Source organism: Rathayibacter sp. AY2B5 (genome assembly GCF_002931645.1).
Lineage (GTDB): Bacteria > Actinomycetota > Actinomycetes > Actinomycetales > Microbacteriaceae > Rathayibacter.
Window position 1 is genome coordinate 21,131 of the sequence record NZ_PSUE01000030.1, and the last position, 16,562, is coordinate 37,692.

Here is a 16,562-nt window from a genome sequence, read left to right on the forward strand (position 1 = left end):
GGGGGCCGAGCATGACCGGCACCGATCCCGACGCCGCCGTGGGGTTCCGACCCGACCAGCTGGACGGCTTCCGCATCGGGGTCACCTCCGACCGCCGCTCCGAGGACCTGATCGCCGCGTTCGAGCGCCGCGGTGCCGCCGTCACGCACGCCCCCACCATCCGCATGCGCGGCGTCGACACCGAGGGCGCGCTCGAGGAGGAGACCCGCGCCATCGTCGCCGCCCGTCCCGACGTGCTCCTCGCCACCACCTCCTACGGCCTGCGGCGCTGGCTCGAGGCCGCGGACGCCGCGGGGATCGAGCTGGCCGACGCGCTGTCCTCCGCGCGGATCCTCGTCCGCGGACCCAAGGCGCGCGGAGCGATCCGTGCGGCGGGTCTCGACGACCACGGGATGAGCGAGCGCGAGACGACCACCTCCCTCGTCGACCTGGCCCTGCGCGAGGGCGTCGCCGGCCGCACGATCGCGGTGCAGCTGCACGGATTCACCGACCCGGCTCAGCTGCAGCGTCTCCGCGACGCCGGCGCCCGGGTGCTCACGGCCGCGCCCTACCGCTGGAGCGTGCACGAGGACTCCGCCCGGGTGCTGCGGCTGATCGACGCGGTCTGCGGAGGGGGCATCGACGCCGTCACCTTCACCAGCGCGCCGGCGGTGGAGGCGCTCTTCACGGTCGCGGAGGCCGCGGGCCGCCTCGACGACCTCCAGGCGGCCTTCCGCGAGACGGTGGTCGCCGCCGCCGTGGGCCCCGTGACCGCAGCACCCCTGGTCGAGGCAGGGATCCTCCCGGTCGTGCCGGACCGGTTCCGGATGGGCGCGCTCATCCGCCTGACCTGCGAGCACCTCGAGCAGGCGTCGCCCCGCATCGAGACGGCCTTCGGCACTCTCGAGCTCCGAGGCCGGCACGCCGTCCTGGCCGGGACCCGGGTGGCGCTGACCCCGGTCGCGCTCGCGCTGTTCCGGACTCTCGTCGCCGCCGAGGGCGCGACCGTCGCGCGTCACGTCCTCGCGGCCTCCGCGCCGGAGGCGCTCGACGACCACGCGGTCGACGTCGCCGTCAGCCGCCTCCGTCAGGCCCTCCCCGAACCGCGGCTCGTGGCGACGGTGATCAAGCGCGGCTACCGGCTCGCGACCCCGCTCTGAGCGGCGGCGCGGTGCCACACTGAGCGCGTGGGCAGGCTGAGGGTCGTCGTCGCGCCCGACTCCTTCAAGGGGTCGGCGAGCGCGGTCGAGGTCGCGCGGGCGATCGCCGAGGGCTGGAGCGCTGCGCGCCCGGGGGACGAGATCGTCCTCGCGCCGATGGCCGACGGAGGAGAGGGCACGGTCGAGGCCTTCGCGCTCGCGGTCCCGGGGTCGCTTCGGCGGCCGGTCGTCGTCCCCGGCCCGGACGACCGGCCGGTCCGCGCCTGGTGGCTGCTGCTCCCCGACGGGACAGCTGTCGTCGAGCTCGCCTCCACGAGCGGCATCACGCTGCTCGACCCGCTCCGTCCGCTCACCGCGCACACGCGCGGCTTCGGCCGCGCGATCGCCGCCGCCCTCGACGCGGGGGCGCACGCCCTGCTGCTGGCGATCGGCGGCAGCGCCTCGACCGACGGCGGAGTCGGAGCGCTCCGCGAGCTCGGCGCACGCTTCTCCACCGCCTCCGGCCGCGACCTCGGCGAGGGAGGCGGTGCGCTGCCCGCGCTCGCCGCCGCCGACCTCCGCGCGCTGCGTCCTCTGCCGCCCGGAGGCGCGGTCGTGCTCAGCGATGTCGCGACCCCGCTGCTCGGCGACTCCGGGGCGGCCCGCGTCTTCGGTCCGCAGAAGGGGGCCGGCCCCGAGGACGTCCTCCTCCTCGAGAGCGGCCTCAGCCGTCTCGCCGCGCACCTGGACGCGGATCCCGATGCGCCGGGCTCCGGGGCGGCGGGCGGGACGGGCTTCGGGCTGCTCGCCTGGGGCGCGCGCCCGACCTCCGGCGCCGGCGCCGTCGGACGGGCGATCGGGCTCCCGACGCTCCTCGCGGGCGCGGACGTCGTCATCACGGGGGAGGGGCGCTTCGACGCGCAGTCCGCCGCCGGCAAGGTCCCCTTGCACGTCCTCGAGCTCGCCGAGGCGGCCGGGGCGCGGACGCTCCTCGTCGCCGGGGCGATCGCGGCGCCGACTCCCGGCTTCACCGCGGCGGTGTCGCTGACGGAGGCGGCGGGCTCCTCGTCCGCGGCCCTCGCGGACCCGCTCCCGCACCTGCGCGCCGTCGCCCGGGAGTGGGCCGCGCAGCTCCTCTGACCGTTCGCGGTGTCGGTGGTCGGGCGTACCGTCCGGGCATGCCCCGCGATGCGATCCGACCACCACATCTTGTGGTCGAGCCGCCGCGCGGACCCCACCGGTCGGGCATGCCGACACGCCGTGGCGCGTTGTACACAGTGAACGGGATCCTTCTGTCCACACCTGTGGATGGTTCGTCCGGATCCGCGTCCTTCCGCGGTTCCACGGGCTCCGGCCTGTGGATGAACGGGGGAGGAACCGGTGGATAACTACACGGCTGTAACTACTACGTCTAGTGGGCTGACACCGGCCCGCCCCCTATATGTAGTATTGCTGAGCAGGTCGGAGCGAGAGCCCCACCGGCACCCAGAACTCACCCGGACCACCCTCCGACCCCGCCCGCATCGCGAGCCGCAGGTCGGGGAGCGGCACCGGGACACCCCCTCCGAAAGGCGACACCCATGGCTGTGACGGTCTACACCAAGCCCTCCTGCGTCCAGTGCACCGCGACGTACCGCGCCCTCGACAGCAAGGGCATCGACTACGAGGTGTTCGACCTCTCCGTGGACGAGAAGGCCCTCGAGGCCGTCAAGGCCCTCGGCTACCTCCAGGCGCCGGTCGTCATCACGGACGACGACCACTGGTCCGGCTTCCGCCCCGACAAGATCGCGACCCTCTGAGGCGCACGGACGGCGATCCGCGACGTCGTCGGCGGGCGCCGTAGCGCCGCTGCGGCTTCCTCCTCCGCCTTGCGGCTCACCGCGCAGCCGCCTCGGAGGCGGGACCGAGAACAGCAGCTGACGGGGAGAGGGGCCGAAGGATGAGCGGGCTCGTGTACTTCTCCAGCAGCTCGGGGAACACGCACCGGTTCATCGAGAAGCTCGGACGGCCGGCGCAGCGCATCCCGCTCCACGCCCGCCGCGACGGAGCCGCCCTCGACACGCTCCACGTCCACGAGCCGTACGTGCTCGTCCTCCCCACCTACGGCGGCGGCAACGGCGGGGGAGCGGTCCCCAAGCAGGTCATCCGGTTCCTCAACGATCCGTGCAACCGCTCCCTGATCCGCGGCGTCATCGGCGCCGGCAACGCGAACTTCGGCGAGGCGTACTGCCTCGCCGGCGACATCATCGCCCGCAAGTGCGAGGTGCCGCACCTCTATCGATTCGAAGTATTCGGAACACCCGACGACGTCCGCGCCGTCGACGAAGGATTGGACACGTTTTGGACGCAGCAGTGATCGACGCTCCCCGCGACGCCGCACAGATGGACTACCACTCGCTCAACGCGATGCTGAACCTCTACGGCCCGAACGGAGAGATCCAGTTCGACAAGGACCGCGAGGCCGCTCGCGAGTTCTTCCTGCAGCACGTCAACCAGAACACGGTGTTCTTCCACACGCTCAAGGAGCGCCTCGACTACCTGGTCGAGAAGGAGTACTACGAGCAGGCCGTGCTCGACCAGTACTCGTTCGAGTTCATCCAGCAGCTCAACGACCTGGCGTACTCGAAGAAGTTCCGCTTCGCGACCTTCCTCGGCGCGTTCAAGTACTACACCTCGTACACGCTCAAGACGTTCGACGGGAAGCGCTACCTCGAGCGCTTCGAGGACCGCGTCGTGATGACCGCCCTCGGCCTCGCCCAGGGCGACGAGACGCTCGCGACCGCCCTCGTCGAGGAGATCGTCGCCGGCCGCTTCCAGCCCGCGACCCCGACCTTCCTCAACACCGGCAAGGCCCAGCGCGGCGAGCTCGTCTCCTGCTTCCTGCTGCGCATCGAGGACAACATGGAGTCGATCGCCCGCGGCATCAACTCCGCGCTCCAGCTCTCCAAGCGCGGCGGCGGCGTCGCCCTCTCGCTCTCGAACATCCGCGAGGCCGGCGCCCCGATCAAGCAGATCGAGAACCAGTCCTCGGGCATCATCCCCGTGATGAAGCTCCTCGAGGACAGCTTCAGCTACGCCAACCAGCTCGGCGCGCGCCAGGGCGCGGGAGCGGTGTATCTCTCGGCGCACCACCCCGACATCCTCCGCTTCCTCGACACCAAGCGCGAGAACGCCGACGAGAAGATCCGCATCAAGACGCTCTCCCTCGGCGTCGTCGTGCCCGACATCACGTTCGAGCTCGCGAAGAACAACGAGGACATGTACCTCTTCTCGCCCTACGACGTCGAGCGCGTCTACGGCATCCCCTTCGGCGACATCTCCCTCTCGGAGAAGTACCGCGAGATGGTCGACGACCCGCGCATCAAGAAGACCAAGATCTCGGCGCGCGAGTTCTTCCAGACCATCGCCGAGATCCAGTTCGAGTCGGGCTACCCCTACATCGTGTTCGAGGACACGGTGAACCAGGCGAACCCGATCAAGGGCCGCATCAACATGTCCAACCTCTGCTCCGAGATCCTCCAGGTCAACACCCCGACGACCTACAACGAGGACCTCTCCTACGCGGAGATCGGCAAGGACATCTCCTGCAACCTCGGCTCGCTGAACATCGCGCTGACGATGGACTCGCCCGACTTCGGCCGCACCATCGAGACCGCGATCCGCGGCCTCACCTCGGTGTCCGACCAGTCGCACATCACCTCGGTCCGCTCGATCGAGGACGGCAACGACAAGTCGCACGCCATCGGCCTCGGCCAGATGAACCTGCACGGCTACCTCGCCCGCGAGCGGATCCACTACGGATCCGAGGAGGGCATCGACTTCACCAACATCTACTTCTACTCGGTGCTGTTCCACGCCCTGCGCGCCTCCAACAACCTCTCCATCGAGCGCGGCACCACCTTCGAGGGCTTCGCCGACTCGAAGTACGCCTCGGGCGAGTTCTTCGACACCTACACGGAGAAGGAGTGGGCGCCGGCCACCGAGCGCGTCTCCCGCCTCTTCGCCGACTCGGGCATCGCGGTCCCCACCCGGGACGACTGGCGTGCGCTCAAGGCCTCGGTCATGGAGCACGGCATCTACAACCAGAACCTGCAGGCCGTCCCGCCGACCGGCTCGATCTCGTACATCAACAACTCGACGTCCTCGATCCACCCGATCGCGTCGAAGATCGAGATCCGCAAGGAGGGCAAGCTCGGCCGCGTCTACTACCCGGCGCCGTTCATGACGAACGACAACCTGGAGTACTACCAGGACGCGTACGAGATCGGCTACGAGAAGATCATCGACACCTACGCCGCCGCCACGCAGCACGTCGACCAGGGCCTCTCGCTCACGCTCTTCTTCAAGGACACGGCGACCACCCGCGACGTCAACCGCGCCCAGATCTACGCCTGGCGCAAGGGCATCAAGACGATCTACTACATCCGCATCCGTCAGCTGGCGCTCGAGGGCACCGAGCTCGACCAGTGCGTCTCGTGCATGCTCTAGAGCACGCAGCCCCACCCCCCTCCGCACGACCCATCCGCAGCAGCGAGAAGGAATCATGACTCCCCCCGAGAAGCTCAAGCTCGTCGACTCCGTCCAGGCGATCAACTGGAACCGGATCCAGGACGACAAGGACGTCGAGGTGTGGAACCGCCTCACGAGCAACTTCTGGCTGCCCGAGAAGGTCCCGCTGTCGAACGACATCCAGTCGTGGAACACGCTCACGCACCAGGAGCAGCAGCTCACCATGCGCGTGTTCACCGGGCTCACCCTGCTCGACACCGTGCAGGGCACCGTCGGCGCCGTCTCGCTCATCCCGGACGCGATCACGCCTCACGAGGAGGCCGTCTACACGAACATCGCGTTCATGGAGTCGGTCCACGCCAAGTCGTACTCCTCGGTGTTCTCGACCCTGTCGAACACCCAGGACATCGACGAGGCCTTCCGCTGGTCGATGGAGAACCCGAACCTGCAGAAGAAGGCGTCCATCGTGATGGACTACTACCGCGGCGACGACCCGCTGAAGCGGAAGGTCGCCTCCACGCTGCTGGAGTCGTTCCTCTTCTACTCGGGCTTCTACCTGCCGATGTACTGGTCCTCGCGCGCCAAGCTCACCAACACGGCCGACCTCGTGCGCCTGATCATCCGCGACGAGGCCGTGCACGGCTACTACATCGGCTACAAGTTCCAGAAGGGGCTCGAGCGGGTCGACCAGGCCAAGCGCGACGAGATAAAGGACTACACGTTCTCGCTGCTCTACGAGCTCTACGACAACGAGGCGCAGTACACGCAGGACCTCTACGACCAGCTCGGCCTGACCGAGGACGTCAAGAAGTTCCTGCACTACAACGCCAACAAGGCGCTGATGAACCTCGGCTACGAGCCGATGTTCCCCAAGCAGGTCACCGATGTGAACCCCGCGATCCTGTCGGCCCTCTCGCCCAACGCGGACGAGAACCACGACTTCTTTTCGGGCTCCGGCTCCTCCTACGTGATCGGCAAGGCCGTGAACACCGAGGACGAGGACTGGGACTTCTAGGCGTCGACACCACGTCCCGGCCTCCACGGCGAACGGCCCCTCCCCTCGCGGGTGAGGGGCCGTTCCTCGTCTCCGGGCGGCGGGCGGGCGCCGGGTCACCGCACCCGGCGAGGCGCCGCCCTGTCGCCGAGGCGCCGTCCTGTCGGCGGCGCCTCGGCGACACGTCGGTGTCTCGCGGAGCGGGGCCGGAGCGGCCGTCGTGCGCGCCTCAGAGGGCCAGGCGCATCAGCACCCGGGGGAAGCCGTCGAGCACCGAGGTCGTGTCCGCGGCCTTCTCGAAGCCGGCGCGCTCGAACAGCGAGCGCGTGCCGACGTACGCCATCGTCCGGTCGACCTCCGCACCGGCGTTGTCGACCGGGTAGCCCTCGATCGCCGGTGCCCCGTGGGCTCGGGCGAACTCGACGGCGCCCTCGAGCAGCGGATGCGAGATTCCGCGCCCGCGGAAGCCGGGCCGCACGCGCAGGCACCACACGCTCCACACGTCGAGGGCGTCCACGTGCGGGATGCGCCGGTTCGTCGCGTAGCTCGTGTCGGCCCGGGGGTGCACCGCCGCCCAGCCGACCACCTCGTCGCCGTCGTACGCGAGGACGCCGGGCGGAGGATCTTCCGCGACGAGCTCCCGCACCCGGGCGCCGCGAGCGGGACCGGCGAGAGCCCGGTTCTCGACGGGGGAGCGGAGCCGGTAGCTCAGGCACCAGCACACGCTCGCGTCGGGGCGCTTCGGGCCGACCATCGTCGCCAGGTCGTCGAAGACGGTGGCCGCGCGCACCTCGATCGTCATGGCGGCAGCCTTCCACCGTCGCGATGCGCGGACAAGCCGTTCAGAACTCAGGACGAACGACGAAGGACTCCCTCCCTGCCGCGGAATCGGGGTCGCGGCACCACGTTCGTCCGGCATCCTCGACGCCCTCCGCCGATTCACCACTCCGCCGGATGAATCGCACCAGCACCCCCTGTTGGACGGCGCCCAGGCGGGGCGCCTACCGTGGTCGAGGTATCCAGCGAAGGAGCACTCCCTGTGAAGCACGTCCCCCTCGGCACCTCCGGTGTCGACTCCCCGAACGTCGTCCTCGGCCTCATGCGCATCCCCGAGATGAGCGACGAGGCGATCCGCGGCCTCGTCGGCGCCGCCCGCGACTCCGGCATCGACTTCTTCGACCATGCCGACGTGTACGGCGGCGAGCTGCACCGCTGCGAGGAGCGCTTCGCCGAGGCGATGGCGCTGACCCCGTCGGAGCGCGAGCAGGTCGTCCTGCAGACCAAAGCGGGCATCGTCCCGGACGGCCCCTACTTCGACTTCTCGTACGAGCACCTGATCGCCTCGGTCGAGGGCTCGCTGAAGGCGCTGCGCACCGACTACGTCGACGTGCTGCTCCTGCACCGGCCCGACGCGCTCGTCGAGCCCGATGAGGTGGCCCGCGCATTCGACGAGCTGCACGCGTCCGGCAAGGTGAAGCACTTCGGCGTCTCGAACCAGACGCCGTACCAGATCGAGCTGCTGAAGAAGTCGCTGAACCAGCCGATCGTGGCGAACCAGCTGCAGCTCTCGATCACCCATGCGCCGCTGATCGCGCAGGGCGTCGCCTCCAACATGGTCGGCGAGGACCAGTCCGTCATGCGCGACGCCGGCATCCTCGACTACTGCCGCCTGAACGACATCACCGTCCAGGCCTGGTCGCCCTTCCAGGCGGGGTTCTTCACCGGCGTCTTCCTCGACAACCCGGCCTACCCCGAGCTGAACGCCGTCATCGACCGGCTCGCAGCGACGTACGGGGTCCCGGCGATCGCCGTGGCCACCGCCTGGATCACCCGCCACCCGGCGGGCATGCAGGTCGTGCTCGGCACGACGAACGAGCAGCGCGTGCGCGATGCGGCCCTCGGCTCCGATCTGCCGCTCACGCGGCCGGAGTGGTACGAGCTGTTCCGCGCGGCGGGCTACCTCATCCCCTAGAGCTCCCACCCCGGAGGAAATGCGCGTCGGCGCAGAGAGGCACGGACTCCCCGGAGTCCGTGCCTCTTCCCGTCCCCGCGAGACGCCGGTCGGAACGCCCGCCGCGGTGTGCCGTGGACCGAAGCGGCATCTCGCGGGGGAGGGGCGGGAATAGGAACGGCACCCCTGCGTTGAACTTGAGCGTAACCGACTCAACTTCCTCAGGAGGACAGGTGCCCGACAACTACAGCGAGGCCGGAGCGAGCTCGTTCGACGACTTCCTCGCCCGCTACCTCGACGGTGAGCGCGCCCGCGCGGCGCGGTCGATCGACCTCAGCCGATTCCTCACCGCCCGTACCCGCGACATCCTGCAGTCCGCAGGACGCTTCGCCCTCGAGCGCGGCCAGACCGAGCTCGACGCCCTGCACGTGCTCCGCGTGCTCATCGACGACGAGACCGTCTCGCAGGCCGTGCGCCGCATCGGCGTCGACCCCGCCGCCATCGCCACCGCCGCGGAGGCGCGCCTCCCGCAGGCCGACGAGGCCCACGCCTCGCAGAACGCGGCCACCATCACCCCCAGCGCGCAGCGCGCGCTGTTCCACGCCTACCAGGTCGCCCGCTCCAGCGGCTCGACCTACATCGAGCCCGAGCACCTCTTCTTCGCGCTCGTGCTCGGCCAGGACGCCCCCGCCGGGCAGGTCCTCGCCCGCGCCGGCGTCACCGCCGAGGCCCTCACCCAGGGCATGCGCGAGACCGAGGCCCCGCAGCAGCAGGAGGCGGGACAGCCCGCCTCCGACACTCCGATGCTCGACAAGTTCGGCACCGACCTCACCGCTCTCGCCCGCGAGGGCCGGCTCGACCCGGTCATCGGGCGCGCCGACGAGATCGAGCAGACCGTCGAGATCCTCAGCCGCCGCACCAAGAACAACCCGGTGCTCGTCGGCGAGGCCGGCGTCGGCAAGACCGCGATCGTCGAGGGCCTCGCCCGCGCGATCGTGGCGGAGGAGGTCCCCGAGCAGCTGCGCGGCAAGCGCGTGATCTCGCTCGACCTCCCCGGCATGCTGGCCGGCACCCGCTACCGCGGCGACTTCGAGGAGCGCCTCACCGGCACCATGGACGAGATCGCGGCGCACTCCGGCGAGCTGATCGTCTTCATCGACGAGGTCCACACCGTGGTCGGTGCGGGCGGCGGCGGCGAGGGCGGCATGGACGCGGGCAACATCCTCAAGCCGCGTCTGGCCCGGGGCGAGCTGCACCTCGTCGGCGCCACCACGCTCAAGGAGTACCGCACCATCGAGAAGGACCCGGCACTGGAGCGGCGCTTCCAGCCGGTCCGCGTCGGCGAGCCCGGCATCGAGGACGCGGTCGCCATCCTGCACGGCCTGCGCCCCGCCTACGAGGAGCACCACCGCGTGCGCTTCACGGACGAGGCCCTGCGCGCCTCCGTCGAGCTCTCGGCCCGGTACCTCACCGACCGCGTGCTGCCCGACAAGGCGATCGACCTGATCGACCAGGCCGGCGCGCGCCTCCGCCTCCGCCTCGGAGCCGGCGTCGACACCGGAGCTCTGCTCGAGCGTCTGGCGACCCTGGAGGCCGAAAAGAACGCGGCCGTCTCGGCCGAGCACTACGAGGAGGCGTCCCGCGTCCGCGACGAGATCAGCGCCGTGCAGGCGGAGCTCGACGCGGCCACCGGCAGCGCCCCCGCGGAGGCGGTCGTCGGCGAGACCGAGATCGCGGCCGTCATCGCCCGCGCCACCGGCATCCCGGTGTCGCGGCTCACGGAGGGGGAGCGCGAGCGCCTCGCCCACCTCGAGACCGAGCTGCACCAGCGGGTCATCGGCCAGGACGACGCGGTCACCGCGGTCGCCCGGGCCGTCCGCCGCAGCCGCACAGGCCTCGGCGACTCCTCGCGCCCGGTCGGCTCGTTCCTCTTCCTCGGTCCGACCGGTGTCGGCAAGACGGAGCTGGCGCGCACCCTCGCGGGCTCCCTCTTCGCCGATGAGCAGTCGGTCATCCGCTTCGACATGAGCGAGTTCGGCGAGCGTCACACGGTCTCGCGGCTGGTCGGCGCCCCTCCCGGGTACGTCGGCTACGACGAGGCCGGTCAGCTGACCGAGCGCGTGCGCCGGAACCCGTACTCGGTGGTCCTCTTCGACGAGATCGAGAAGGCGCACCCCGACGTGTTCAACCTGCTGCTGCAGGTGCTCGACGACGGGCGTCTGACCGACGGCCAGGGGCGGACGGTCGACTTCCGCAACACGGTGATCATCATGACCTCGAACCTCGGCTCGGAGTTCCTGGCCTCGCGGTCGGGTGCGCTCGGCTTCGTCGCTCAGAGCGACGCGTCTGCCGAGGGCTTCGCCTCGGAGAAGGACCTGCGCGATCGCGTCATGGGCCGTCTCCGCGAGGCGATGCGCCCCGAGTTCCTCAACCGGATCGACGAGATCGTCCTGTTCCGCCGCCTCGGCCGCAAGCAGCTGCGGGAGATCGTCGGCATCGTCCTCGACACCACGCGCTCCCGCCTCGCTCCCCGCGAGGTGACGCTCGAGGTGACGGAGGCGGCCGTCGACTGGCTCGCCGAGAACGGCTACGAGCCGCAGTACGGCGCCCGGCCCCTGCGCCGGCTCGTCCAGCGCTCCATCGACGACCGGATCGCCGACCTGTTCGTCAGCGGCGAGGTCTCCGACGGAGGCGCGGTCCGCGTCGACGCCGTCGCCGGCGAGCTGCTGGTGACCTCGGCCGCCGCCCTCCCGCTGGCCGCGTAGCCGGTCCCGCTCCGACCCCCGTCCCTCCTCCTTCCGCGAGACACCGCTCGTGACGACGGCACCGCCCGTCGTCGCGAGCGGCGCCCGCGGAGGGGGAGGGGCGGGGGTCTTCGCGTCCCCACGGCTTGCCACAGCGGTCCGGGCGGGATAGACACGAGAGCACGAGAACCGGAGGCACGATGTCGAACCCGCGCTACTACGACCCCGTGGGCAAGGCGGTCCGGGCGCTGCTCGTGCTGAGCCTCGTCTGCTTCGCCCTGGCGGTGGGCATGTTCGCCCTCGACATCGTCATGCCCGGCACCATGACGGACGAGCGACGGCCCTGGGCCGAGGCCAGCGGGGCGCTCGCCTCGTTCGGCGTGCTGGCCCTCATCGTCTACTTCGCGACCGTCGCGATCGTCGGCGCGATCCGGGGGCGAGGGCAGTAGCCCCGGCTCCGACGCCGTCGTCCGACAGGAACGCGTCCGGCCCGCGGGATCCGAGGATCCTCGCGGGCCGGACGCGTTCTCGCGAGCCGTCGGGCGCCGGTCAGGGGCACTTCTTCGCGGTGATCGTCACCTTCAGCGTGGCGTCCGGAGCGACGGGGGAGCCGCCGGCCGGCTCCTGCCCGGTGACCTGGCCGGCGTCGGGCGCCTTCGGGTCCTCGGCGCAGGCGAGCGTGATCTTCGTGAAGCCTGCGGCGCCGAAGGCGTTCTTCGCGGCCTCCAGGTCCTGGCCCGTCACGTTCGGCACGGTCTTCTGGTTGCCGGAGCTGGTGAACACGGTGATCGCGGTGCCGCGCGGGGCCGAGCCCGACGGGTCGGCGCGGGTGACCGTCCCGACCGCGGCGTCGCTCGCCTCCGTGCCGCCCTGCACGACGCCGAAGCCGGCCGCCTCGAGCTTGGCCTCGGCGTCGGCGGAGGAGAGCCCGACGACATCCGGGATGTCGACCTTCGGGACGACCTGCAGCGAGCCGTCGGCCTCCGGGAACGCCGTCCCGCCGTACGTCGCGTCGGCGGCGCGCATGACGACCGGCCAGATGCGGTGGCGCGCGGTGGCGGCGGATCCGGAGTCGAAGGAGTAGCGGCCGAGGCGCAGGTTCGCGTCGCCCTTCACGTTGAACACGCCGACGGCGGTCGCGACGCGGGTGCTCGCTCCGGTCATCCAGGTGGCCTTCGCGTCGTCGGTGGTGCCGGTCTTGCCGATCAGCGGAACGCCGTCGCCGGTGCGGGAGGCCACGGCCGTCCCGCCGCCGGTGAAGGTCGCCTGCAGCGCGACGGCCGCGGTGGCGGCGACGTTGCGGTCGATCGACTGGCGGCAGTTCGCCGGGGGCACCGGCTGGTCGGCTCCGGCGGAGTCGGTGATGCGGTCGATCGCGACTGGGTCGCAGGTCGTGCCGCCGGAGGCGATGGTGGCGAAGGCGCCGGCCATCGAGAGGGGCGAGACGTAGTTCGTGCCGAGCACCGACGACGGGTTGTGCTCGAGCTCCTCGCCGCTGCCCTGCTTCACGCCCATGTCGACCGCGGTGTCGCGGATGCCGCACAGGTCGAGCTCACGGGCCATGCCGACGAAGCCGGTGTTGAGGGAGGTCTTCGTGAAGGACACCGGGGTGCCGACCTCGCCGGTTCCGCCCTCGTCGTTCTTCGCGCTCGTCTCGTTGCTCGTGTCGGTGCCGCCGGAGACGCAGGAGTCCGTGAAGGTGCCCCAGGTGGACTTGCGCGTCCCGTCGACCGACTCGTTGATGCTGTGGCCCTCCTTCAGCCACTCCACCAGGGTGAAGAGCTTGTAGGTCGAGCCCGGCTGGATCCCGGAGGATCCGCCGTTGGCCCGATCGGTGCTGTAGTTCACGGCGCTGTAGGACGGGTCCGTCGTGAGGACGTCCGGATCCTGCGAGTACTTCTTGTTCTGCGTCATCGCGAGCACGCGCCCGGATCCGACCTCGACGCTGACCGAGACGGCTCCGACGTCGAAGTTCCAGGTCTGCGGGACCTGCGCGTCGACGGCGGCGACGGCCGCGTCCTGCAGGCCGACGTCGAGCGTCGTGTAGACGTCGAGGCCGCCGCGGCGGAAGTTGGTCCAGCGGGTGTCCTCGTCGGCGCCGAAGATCTCGTTGTTCTTCAGGACGTTGGTGACGTAGTCGCATAAGAAGCCCGCGTTGCCCGCGGTCGAGCAGCCGGTGCTGGGCTGGGTGATGCGGGGCTCGATCGGAGCGGCGACGGCGGCGTCGTGGTCCTCCTGCGAGATCTTCCCCTCCTCGAGCATCTTGCCGATGATGTAGTCGCGGCGGTCCTTGTTGCGGGCGTAGCCGTTCGCGGCGCCGTTGTCCGGGTTGTCGGGCTGGTCGATCCGCAGGACGGCCGGGTTGTTGACGATCGCGATGAGGCTCGCGGCCTGGGCGATCGAGAGGTCCGCGGCCGAGGTCGCGTAGTAGTAGTTCGCGGCGGTCTCGAGGCCGTAGGTGGTGCCTCCGAAGAACGCGATGTTGAGGTAGCCCTGGAGGATCTGGTCCTTCGTGTACTGCTTCTCGAGCCCGATGGCGAGCTTCATCTCGCGGAGCTTGCGCTCGGGAGAGGTCCGGGTGGCCTCGTCGATCGCGGCCGCGCGCTCGGCGTCGTCCGAGATGTTGCGGACGGCCTTCTCGACGAGGACGTTCTTCACGTACTGCTGGGTGATCGAGGATCCGCCCTGCACGTCGTTGCCGAGCACGTAGGTCTGCGCGACGGCGCGGAGCGTGCCGGGGAGGTCGACTCCGCCGTGGTCGTAGAAGCGGGGGTCCTCACCCGAGACGGCGGCGTCCTTGGCGGCCTGGGCGATGCGGTCGAGCGGCACCTCGACGCGGTTCTCGACGTAGAAGGAGGCGAGCAGCTGCGGGCCGTCGGAGCCGGTCGCGTAGATGTTGCTCTTCTCGGAGAGCTTGTCGACCTCGAGGTAGTCGGGCAGGCCGTCGAAGACGCCGATCGACTGGTTCGCGGCGACTCCGGCGAGCGCCACGGCCGGGGTGACGGTGGCGGTCACGAGGACTCCGGCCACGACGCTCATGCCCAGGAAGCCCACGATCGCCTTCACCACACCACCGGTGGTCCTTCTGTCGGACGCCAAACCTTCTCCTTCGCGAATCCCCCCGGATGCTGCGACGACCGCGGCCGACGCCCTGCACGCTCCGTGCGGCAGGTCAACCTCGACAGACTAACCCGAGAGCCCCCGAAGACGAAGGCCCGGCCAGAGGCCTGAAAAGACCCTGACCGCGACCCGGGGGACGGTGTTCCCTAGGCTGTCGGCATGGCGAGCCCCTCCTCCGACCCCGGACCGGCCGACGCGACGACCCCGGAGGCCGCTCCGGTCGCGCCCCCGCAGGCCGTCCCCGCACCGCCCACGGGCGCCCTCTCGTACGCTCTCGGCTTCCTCGCGTTCATCGGGATCCCGTTCCTCAGCCTGATCGTGGGCGGCATCGTCATGGCGTCCGTGTACCCCTCCGCCCGGAGGAAGGGCGGGCTCGCCGCCGAGAACGCGCGGAACGCGGCGAACTGGGGTCTGACGGTGATCCTGATCGGGGTCGTGACGCTCGGCGCGCACGTCGTGCTGCTCTTCGCCGCCTCCGACACCCCGCTCGCGAAGGACTTCTATCCGATCGGCATCCCGATCACGCTGTTCGCCGTGCTCTGGCTGGTGCACTTCGTGCTGATCATCTGCGGACTGGTGAAGGCGAACCAGCGCGAGGTGTTCCGTCCGCGCATCGCGATCCCGTTCCTCCGCCCGCCCGCGGCCTGAGCTCAGGCGCCGACGGGCCAGAGGTAGTCGAGCCCCGGCGGCGTGCCGGGGAACAGCGGGCCGTAGTGGTCCTCGTCCTTGGCCACGAGCTTCGAGCGGTGCGAGAGGTGCAGCCGCTCGTCGCCGAACCACGGCGGGAGCGGGTAGTCGCCGGTCAGGTAGGCGGCGAGATCCTCCGGGGCGGCGGCGAGGGCCTCCTCGGTCTTCACGAGGCACGTGTCGGCGAAGCCGCGCTCCGTCCACTCCGCGCAGGTCTCGCGCTGGTAGGTCATCAGCGCCGGCCGGTAGCCCCGCCACATCCGCGTGACGGGGTGGTTCTGCCAGCCGTACCCCGGGACGGTCAGCGCCCGCATGACCTGCAGCGTCTCGACGCGCTGCTTGCCGAGCCGCTTGCCGTCGAGGGCGCGGACGCTGCGGTGGAAGTCGGGGTAGGGGAGGAAGGTCTGCACGCCTCCCAGTCAACAGCGGCCCGTCTCCCTCCGGCCACCCTCCCGTCACGCCGATGTCGCCTGGCGTGCGTAGCGTCCGGGGCATGACCGGACTCCCCCTCCTCGCCACCGACGACGTGCAGCTGCGCTGGGCGCGGCCCGAGGTCCTCGACTCCGCCCGCCACCGGATGCTGCGCCTGCTCACCCTCGCCGAGCGCCTGCGCTACGAGGCGACGAGTCGGCGCGAGGTCCGGGACGGCTTCCTCCTCGGCCGGGTCCTCGTGCGCGAGCTTGCCGCCGAGACGCTCGGGATCGATCCCCTCGAGGTCGCCGTGGACGCGCGCTGCGAGCGCTGCTCCGGACCGCACGGCCGCCCGGTGCTCGGCGGCGAGCACCCGGCGCTGGAGCGGATGCGGATCAGCATCGCGCACTGCGACGGCGCGGTGGTCGCGGCGCTGGCGACCGGACGCGACATCGGGATCGACGCGGTGCGCGCCCGCACCGTCCGCGACCGCGTGGCCTCCGGGGCGACGACGGCGGAGCAGGTGCTCGCCGATCTGCGCTCGCAGGCGGTCGCGAAGGCCGACGGGCGTGGGACCTCGAGCGACGAGCCCGTCCGCTTCCGCACCAGGGAGGGTGCGACCGAGGCCTGGATCGAGGGCTCGAGCCGCTACTTCGCCGTCTCGGAGCCGACGGTCCACTCCGCGCTCGTCGTGGCGGTCGCGGTCGCTCAGGAGTGACCGCGGGGCGCGGTCCCCGGCCGTTGCGCTGGTCCGCGCCTAGGCGAACAGCGACAGCGTGATCGTCGAGCGGTAGGAGCCGGCCTCGACGTCCGGCTCGGCCAGCAGCCGCAGCTCGGCGTCGGCGCTCCAGGTGCCGGCCCCGCCGGCGGCTCCGAGCAGCAGCGCGTCGCGCAGGCCCGCGCCGCCCTCGAGGGAGGAGGCGACCGGATCGCCCGCGACGGCGCCGGTGCCGGTGATCAGGCGCGGGGTCCAGCCGAGGTGGTCGGCTCCGATCGAGGCGCTCGCGCCGGTGAGGGCGCTCGCCGAG

14 protein-coding genes and 1 pseudogene are annotated in these 16,562 nt (G+C 71.0%); 11 read left to right on the top strand and 4 right to left on the bottom strand.

The genetic code is table 11. The features are described from left to right. Positions 1-11 precede the first annotated feature (11 nt). From C5C30_RS15240 to nrdF, 6 genes are all read left to right on the top strand, one after another. Positions 12-1,139: a uroporphyrinogen-III synthase gene (locus C5C30_RS15240; protein WP_104238252.1), complete on the top strand. Its 1,128-nt coding sequence runs from the start codon at positions 12-14 to the stop codon at positions 1,137-1,139. A 36-nt stretch (positions 1,140-1,175) separates the two neighbouring features. Continuing rightward, entirely contained in the window at positions 1,176-2,258 is a 1,083-nt protein-coding gene (locus C5C30_RS15245) for a glycerate kinase (RefSeq protein ID WP_219827807.1), read from the top strand. 440 nt (positions 2,259-2,698) lie between these two features. Further along, a complete protein-coding gene (gene nrdH, locus C5C30_RS15250) occupies positions 2,699-2,917 on the top strand; it encodes a glutaredoxin-like protein NrdH (protein ID WP_068255139.1) in 219 nt (72 codons plus the stop codon). 140 nt (positions 2,918-3,057) lie between these two features. Then, entirely contained in the window at positions 3,058-3,474 is a 417-nt protein-coding gene (gene nrdI / locus C5C30_RS15255) for a class Ib ribonucleoside-diphosphate reductase assembly flavoprotein NrdI (protein ID WP_104334030.1), read from the top strand. A gap of 26 nt (positions 3,475-3,500) precedes the next feature. Beyond that, positions 3,501-5,606: a class 1b ribonucleoside-diphosphate reductase subunit alpha gene (gene nrdE, locus C5C30_RS15260; protein WP_104334033.1), complete on the top strand. Its 2,106-nt coding sequence runs from the start codon at positions 3,501-3,503 to the stop codon at positions 5,604-5,606. 55 nt (positions 5,607-5,661) lie between these two features. Continuing rightward, complete coding sequence (gene nrdF, locus C5C30_RS15265; RefSeq protein WP_104224358.1) at positions 5,662-6,642, top strand: class 1b ribonucleoside-diphosphate reductase subunit beta; 981 nt, start codon at positions 5,662-5,664, stop codon at positions 6,640-6,642. A 208-nt stretch (positions 6,643-6,850) separates the two neighbouring features. On the opposite strand, the gene C5C30_RS15270 is transcribed toward nrdF, so the two are convergent. Then, positions 6,851-7,423: a GNAT family N-acetyltransferase gene (locus C5C30_RS15270; RefSeq protein ID WP_104334031.1), complete on the bottom strand. Its 573-nt coding sequence runs from the start codon at positions 7,421-7,423 to the stop codon at positions 6,851-6,853. A 237-nt stretch (positions 7,424-7,660) separates the two neighbouring features. On the opposite strand from C5C30_RS15270, the gene C5C30_RS15275 reads away from it, so the two are divergent. The 3 genes from C5C30_RS15275 (at position 7,661) to C5C30_RS15285 (ending at position 11,765) form a co-directional block, all read left to right on the top strand. Continuing rightward, on the top strand, positions 7,661-8,593 hold the full coding sequence (locus C5C30_RS15275) for an aldo/keto reductase family oxidoreductase (RefSeq protein ID WP_258066004.1): 933 nt from the start codon (positions 7,661-7,663) through the stop codon (positions 8,591-8,593). Between the two features lie 212 nt (positions 8,594-8,805). Continuing rightward, a complete protein-coding gene (locus C5C30_RS15280; protein ID WP_104334032.1) occupies positions 8,806-11,337 on the top strand; it encodes an ATP-dependent Clp protease ATP-binding subunit in 2,532 nt (843 codons plus the stop codon). A gap of 179 nt (positions 11,338-11,516) precedes the next feature. Continuing rightward, positions 11,517-11,765, top strand: a complete 249-nt coding sequence (locus C5C30_RS15285) for a hypothetical protein (protein WP_104224361.1) — start codon at positions 11,517-11,519, stop codon at positions 11,763-11,765. A 100-nt stretch (positions 11,766-11,865) separates the two neighbouring features. On the opposite strand, the gene C5C30_RS15290 is transcribed toward C5C30_RS15285, so the two are convergent. Continuing rightward, complete coding sequence (locus tag C5C30_RS15290; protein WP_258066005.1) at positions 11,866-14,415, bottom strand: transglycosylase domain-containing protein; 2,550 nt, start codon at positions 14,413-14,415, stop codon at positions 11,866-11,868. Positions 14,416-14,595: 180 nt separating this feature from the next. On the opposite strand from C5C30_RS15290, the gene C5C30_RS15295 reads away from it, so the two are divergent. Beyond that, on the top strand, positions 14,596-15,084 hold the full coding sequence (locus C5C30_RS15295; RefSeq protein WP_104261493.1) for a DUF4870 domain-containing protein: 489 nt from the start codon (positions 14,596-14,598) through the stop codon (positions 15,082-15,084). A 2-nt stretch (positions 15,085-15,086) separates the two neighbouring features. Here C5C30_RS15295 and C5C30_RS15300 read toward each other — a convergent pair whose 3' ends face one another. Continuing rightward, complete coding sequence (locus tag C5C30_RS15300) at positions 15,087-15,533, bottom strand: MSMEG_6728 family protein (protein ID WP_104224363.1); 447 nt, start codon at positions 15,531-15,533, stop codon at positions 15,087-15,089. 83 nt (positions 15,534-15,616) lie between these two features. Here C5C30_RS15300 and C5C30_RS15305 point away from each other — a divergent pair, with 83 nt between their 5' ends. Beyond that, on the top strand, positions 15,617-16,252 hold the full coding sequence (locus tag C5C30_RS15305; RefSeq protein ID WP_104247717.1) for a 4'-phosphopantetheinyl transferase superfamily protein: 636 nt from the start codon (positions 15,617-15,619) through the stop codon (positions 16,250-16,252). Positions 16,253-16,291: 39 nt separating this feature from the next. Here the strand turns inward: C5C30_RS15305 and C5C30_RS17810 are convergent. Then, a pseudogene (locus C5C30_RS17810) lies at positions 16,292-16,562 on the bottom strand (hypothetical protein); the annotation flags it as partial.

Bases quoted from the DNA above. Each gene is read 5' to 3' on its own strand.
- C5C30_RS15285 (WP_104224361.1), top strand. From the start codon at position 11,517: ATGTCGAACCCGCGCTACTACGACCCCGTGGGCAAGGCGGTCCGGGCG.
- C5C30_RS15240 (WP_104238252.1), top strand. From the start codon at position 12: ATGACCGGCACCGATCCCGACGCCGCCGTGGGGTTCCGACCCGACCAG.
- nrdF (WP_104224358.1), top strand. From the start codon at position 5,662: ATGACTCCCCCCGAGAAGCTCAAGCTCGTCGACTCCGTCCAGGCGATC.
- nrdI (WP_104334030.1), top strand. From the start codon at position 3,058: ATGAGCGGGCTCGTGTACTTCTCCAGCAGCTCGGGGAACACGCACCGG.
- C5C30_RS15270 (WP_104334031.1), bottom strand. From the start codon at position 7,423: ATGACGATCGAGGTGCGCGCGGCCACCGTCTTCGACGACCTGGCGACG.
- C5C30_RS15295 (WP_104261493.1), top strand. From the start codon at position 14,596: ATGGCGAGCCCCTCCTCCGACCCCGGACCGGCCGACGCGACGACCCCG.
- nrdE (WP_104334033.1), top strand. From the start codon at position 3,501: ATGGACTACCACTCGCTCAACGCGATGCTGAACCTCTACGGCCCGAAC.
- nrdH (WP_068255139.1), top strand. From the start codon at position 2,699: ATGGCTGTGACGGTCTACACCAAGCCCTCCTGCGTCCAGTGCACCGCG.
- C5C30_RS15305 (WP_104247717.1), top strand. From the start codon at position 15,617: ATGACCGGACTCCCCCTCCTCGCCACCGACGACGTGCAGCTGCGCTGG.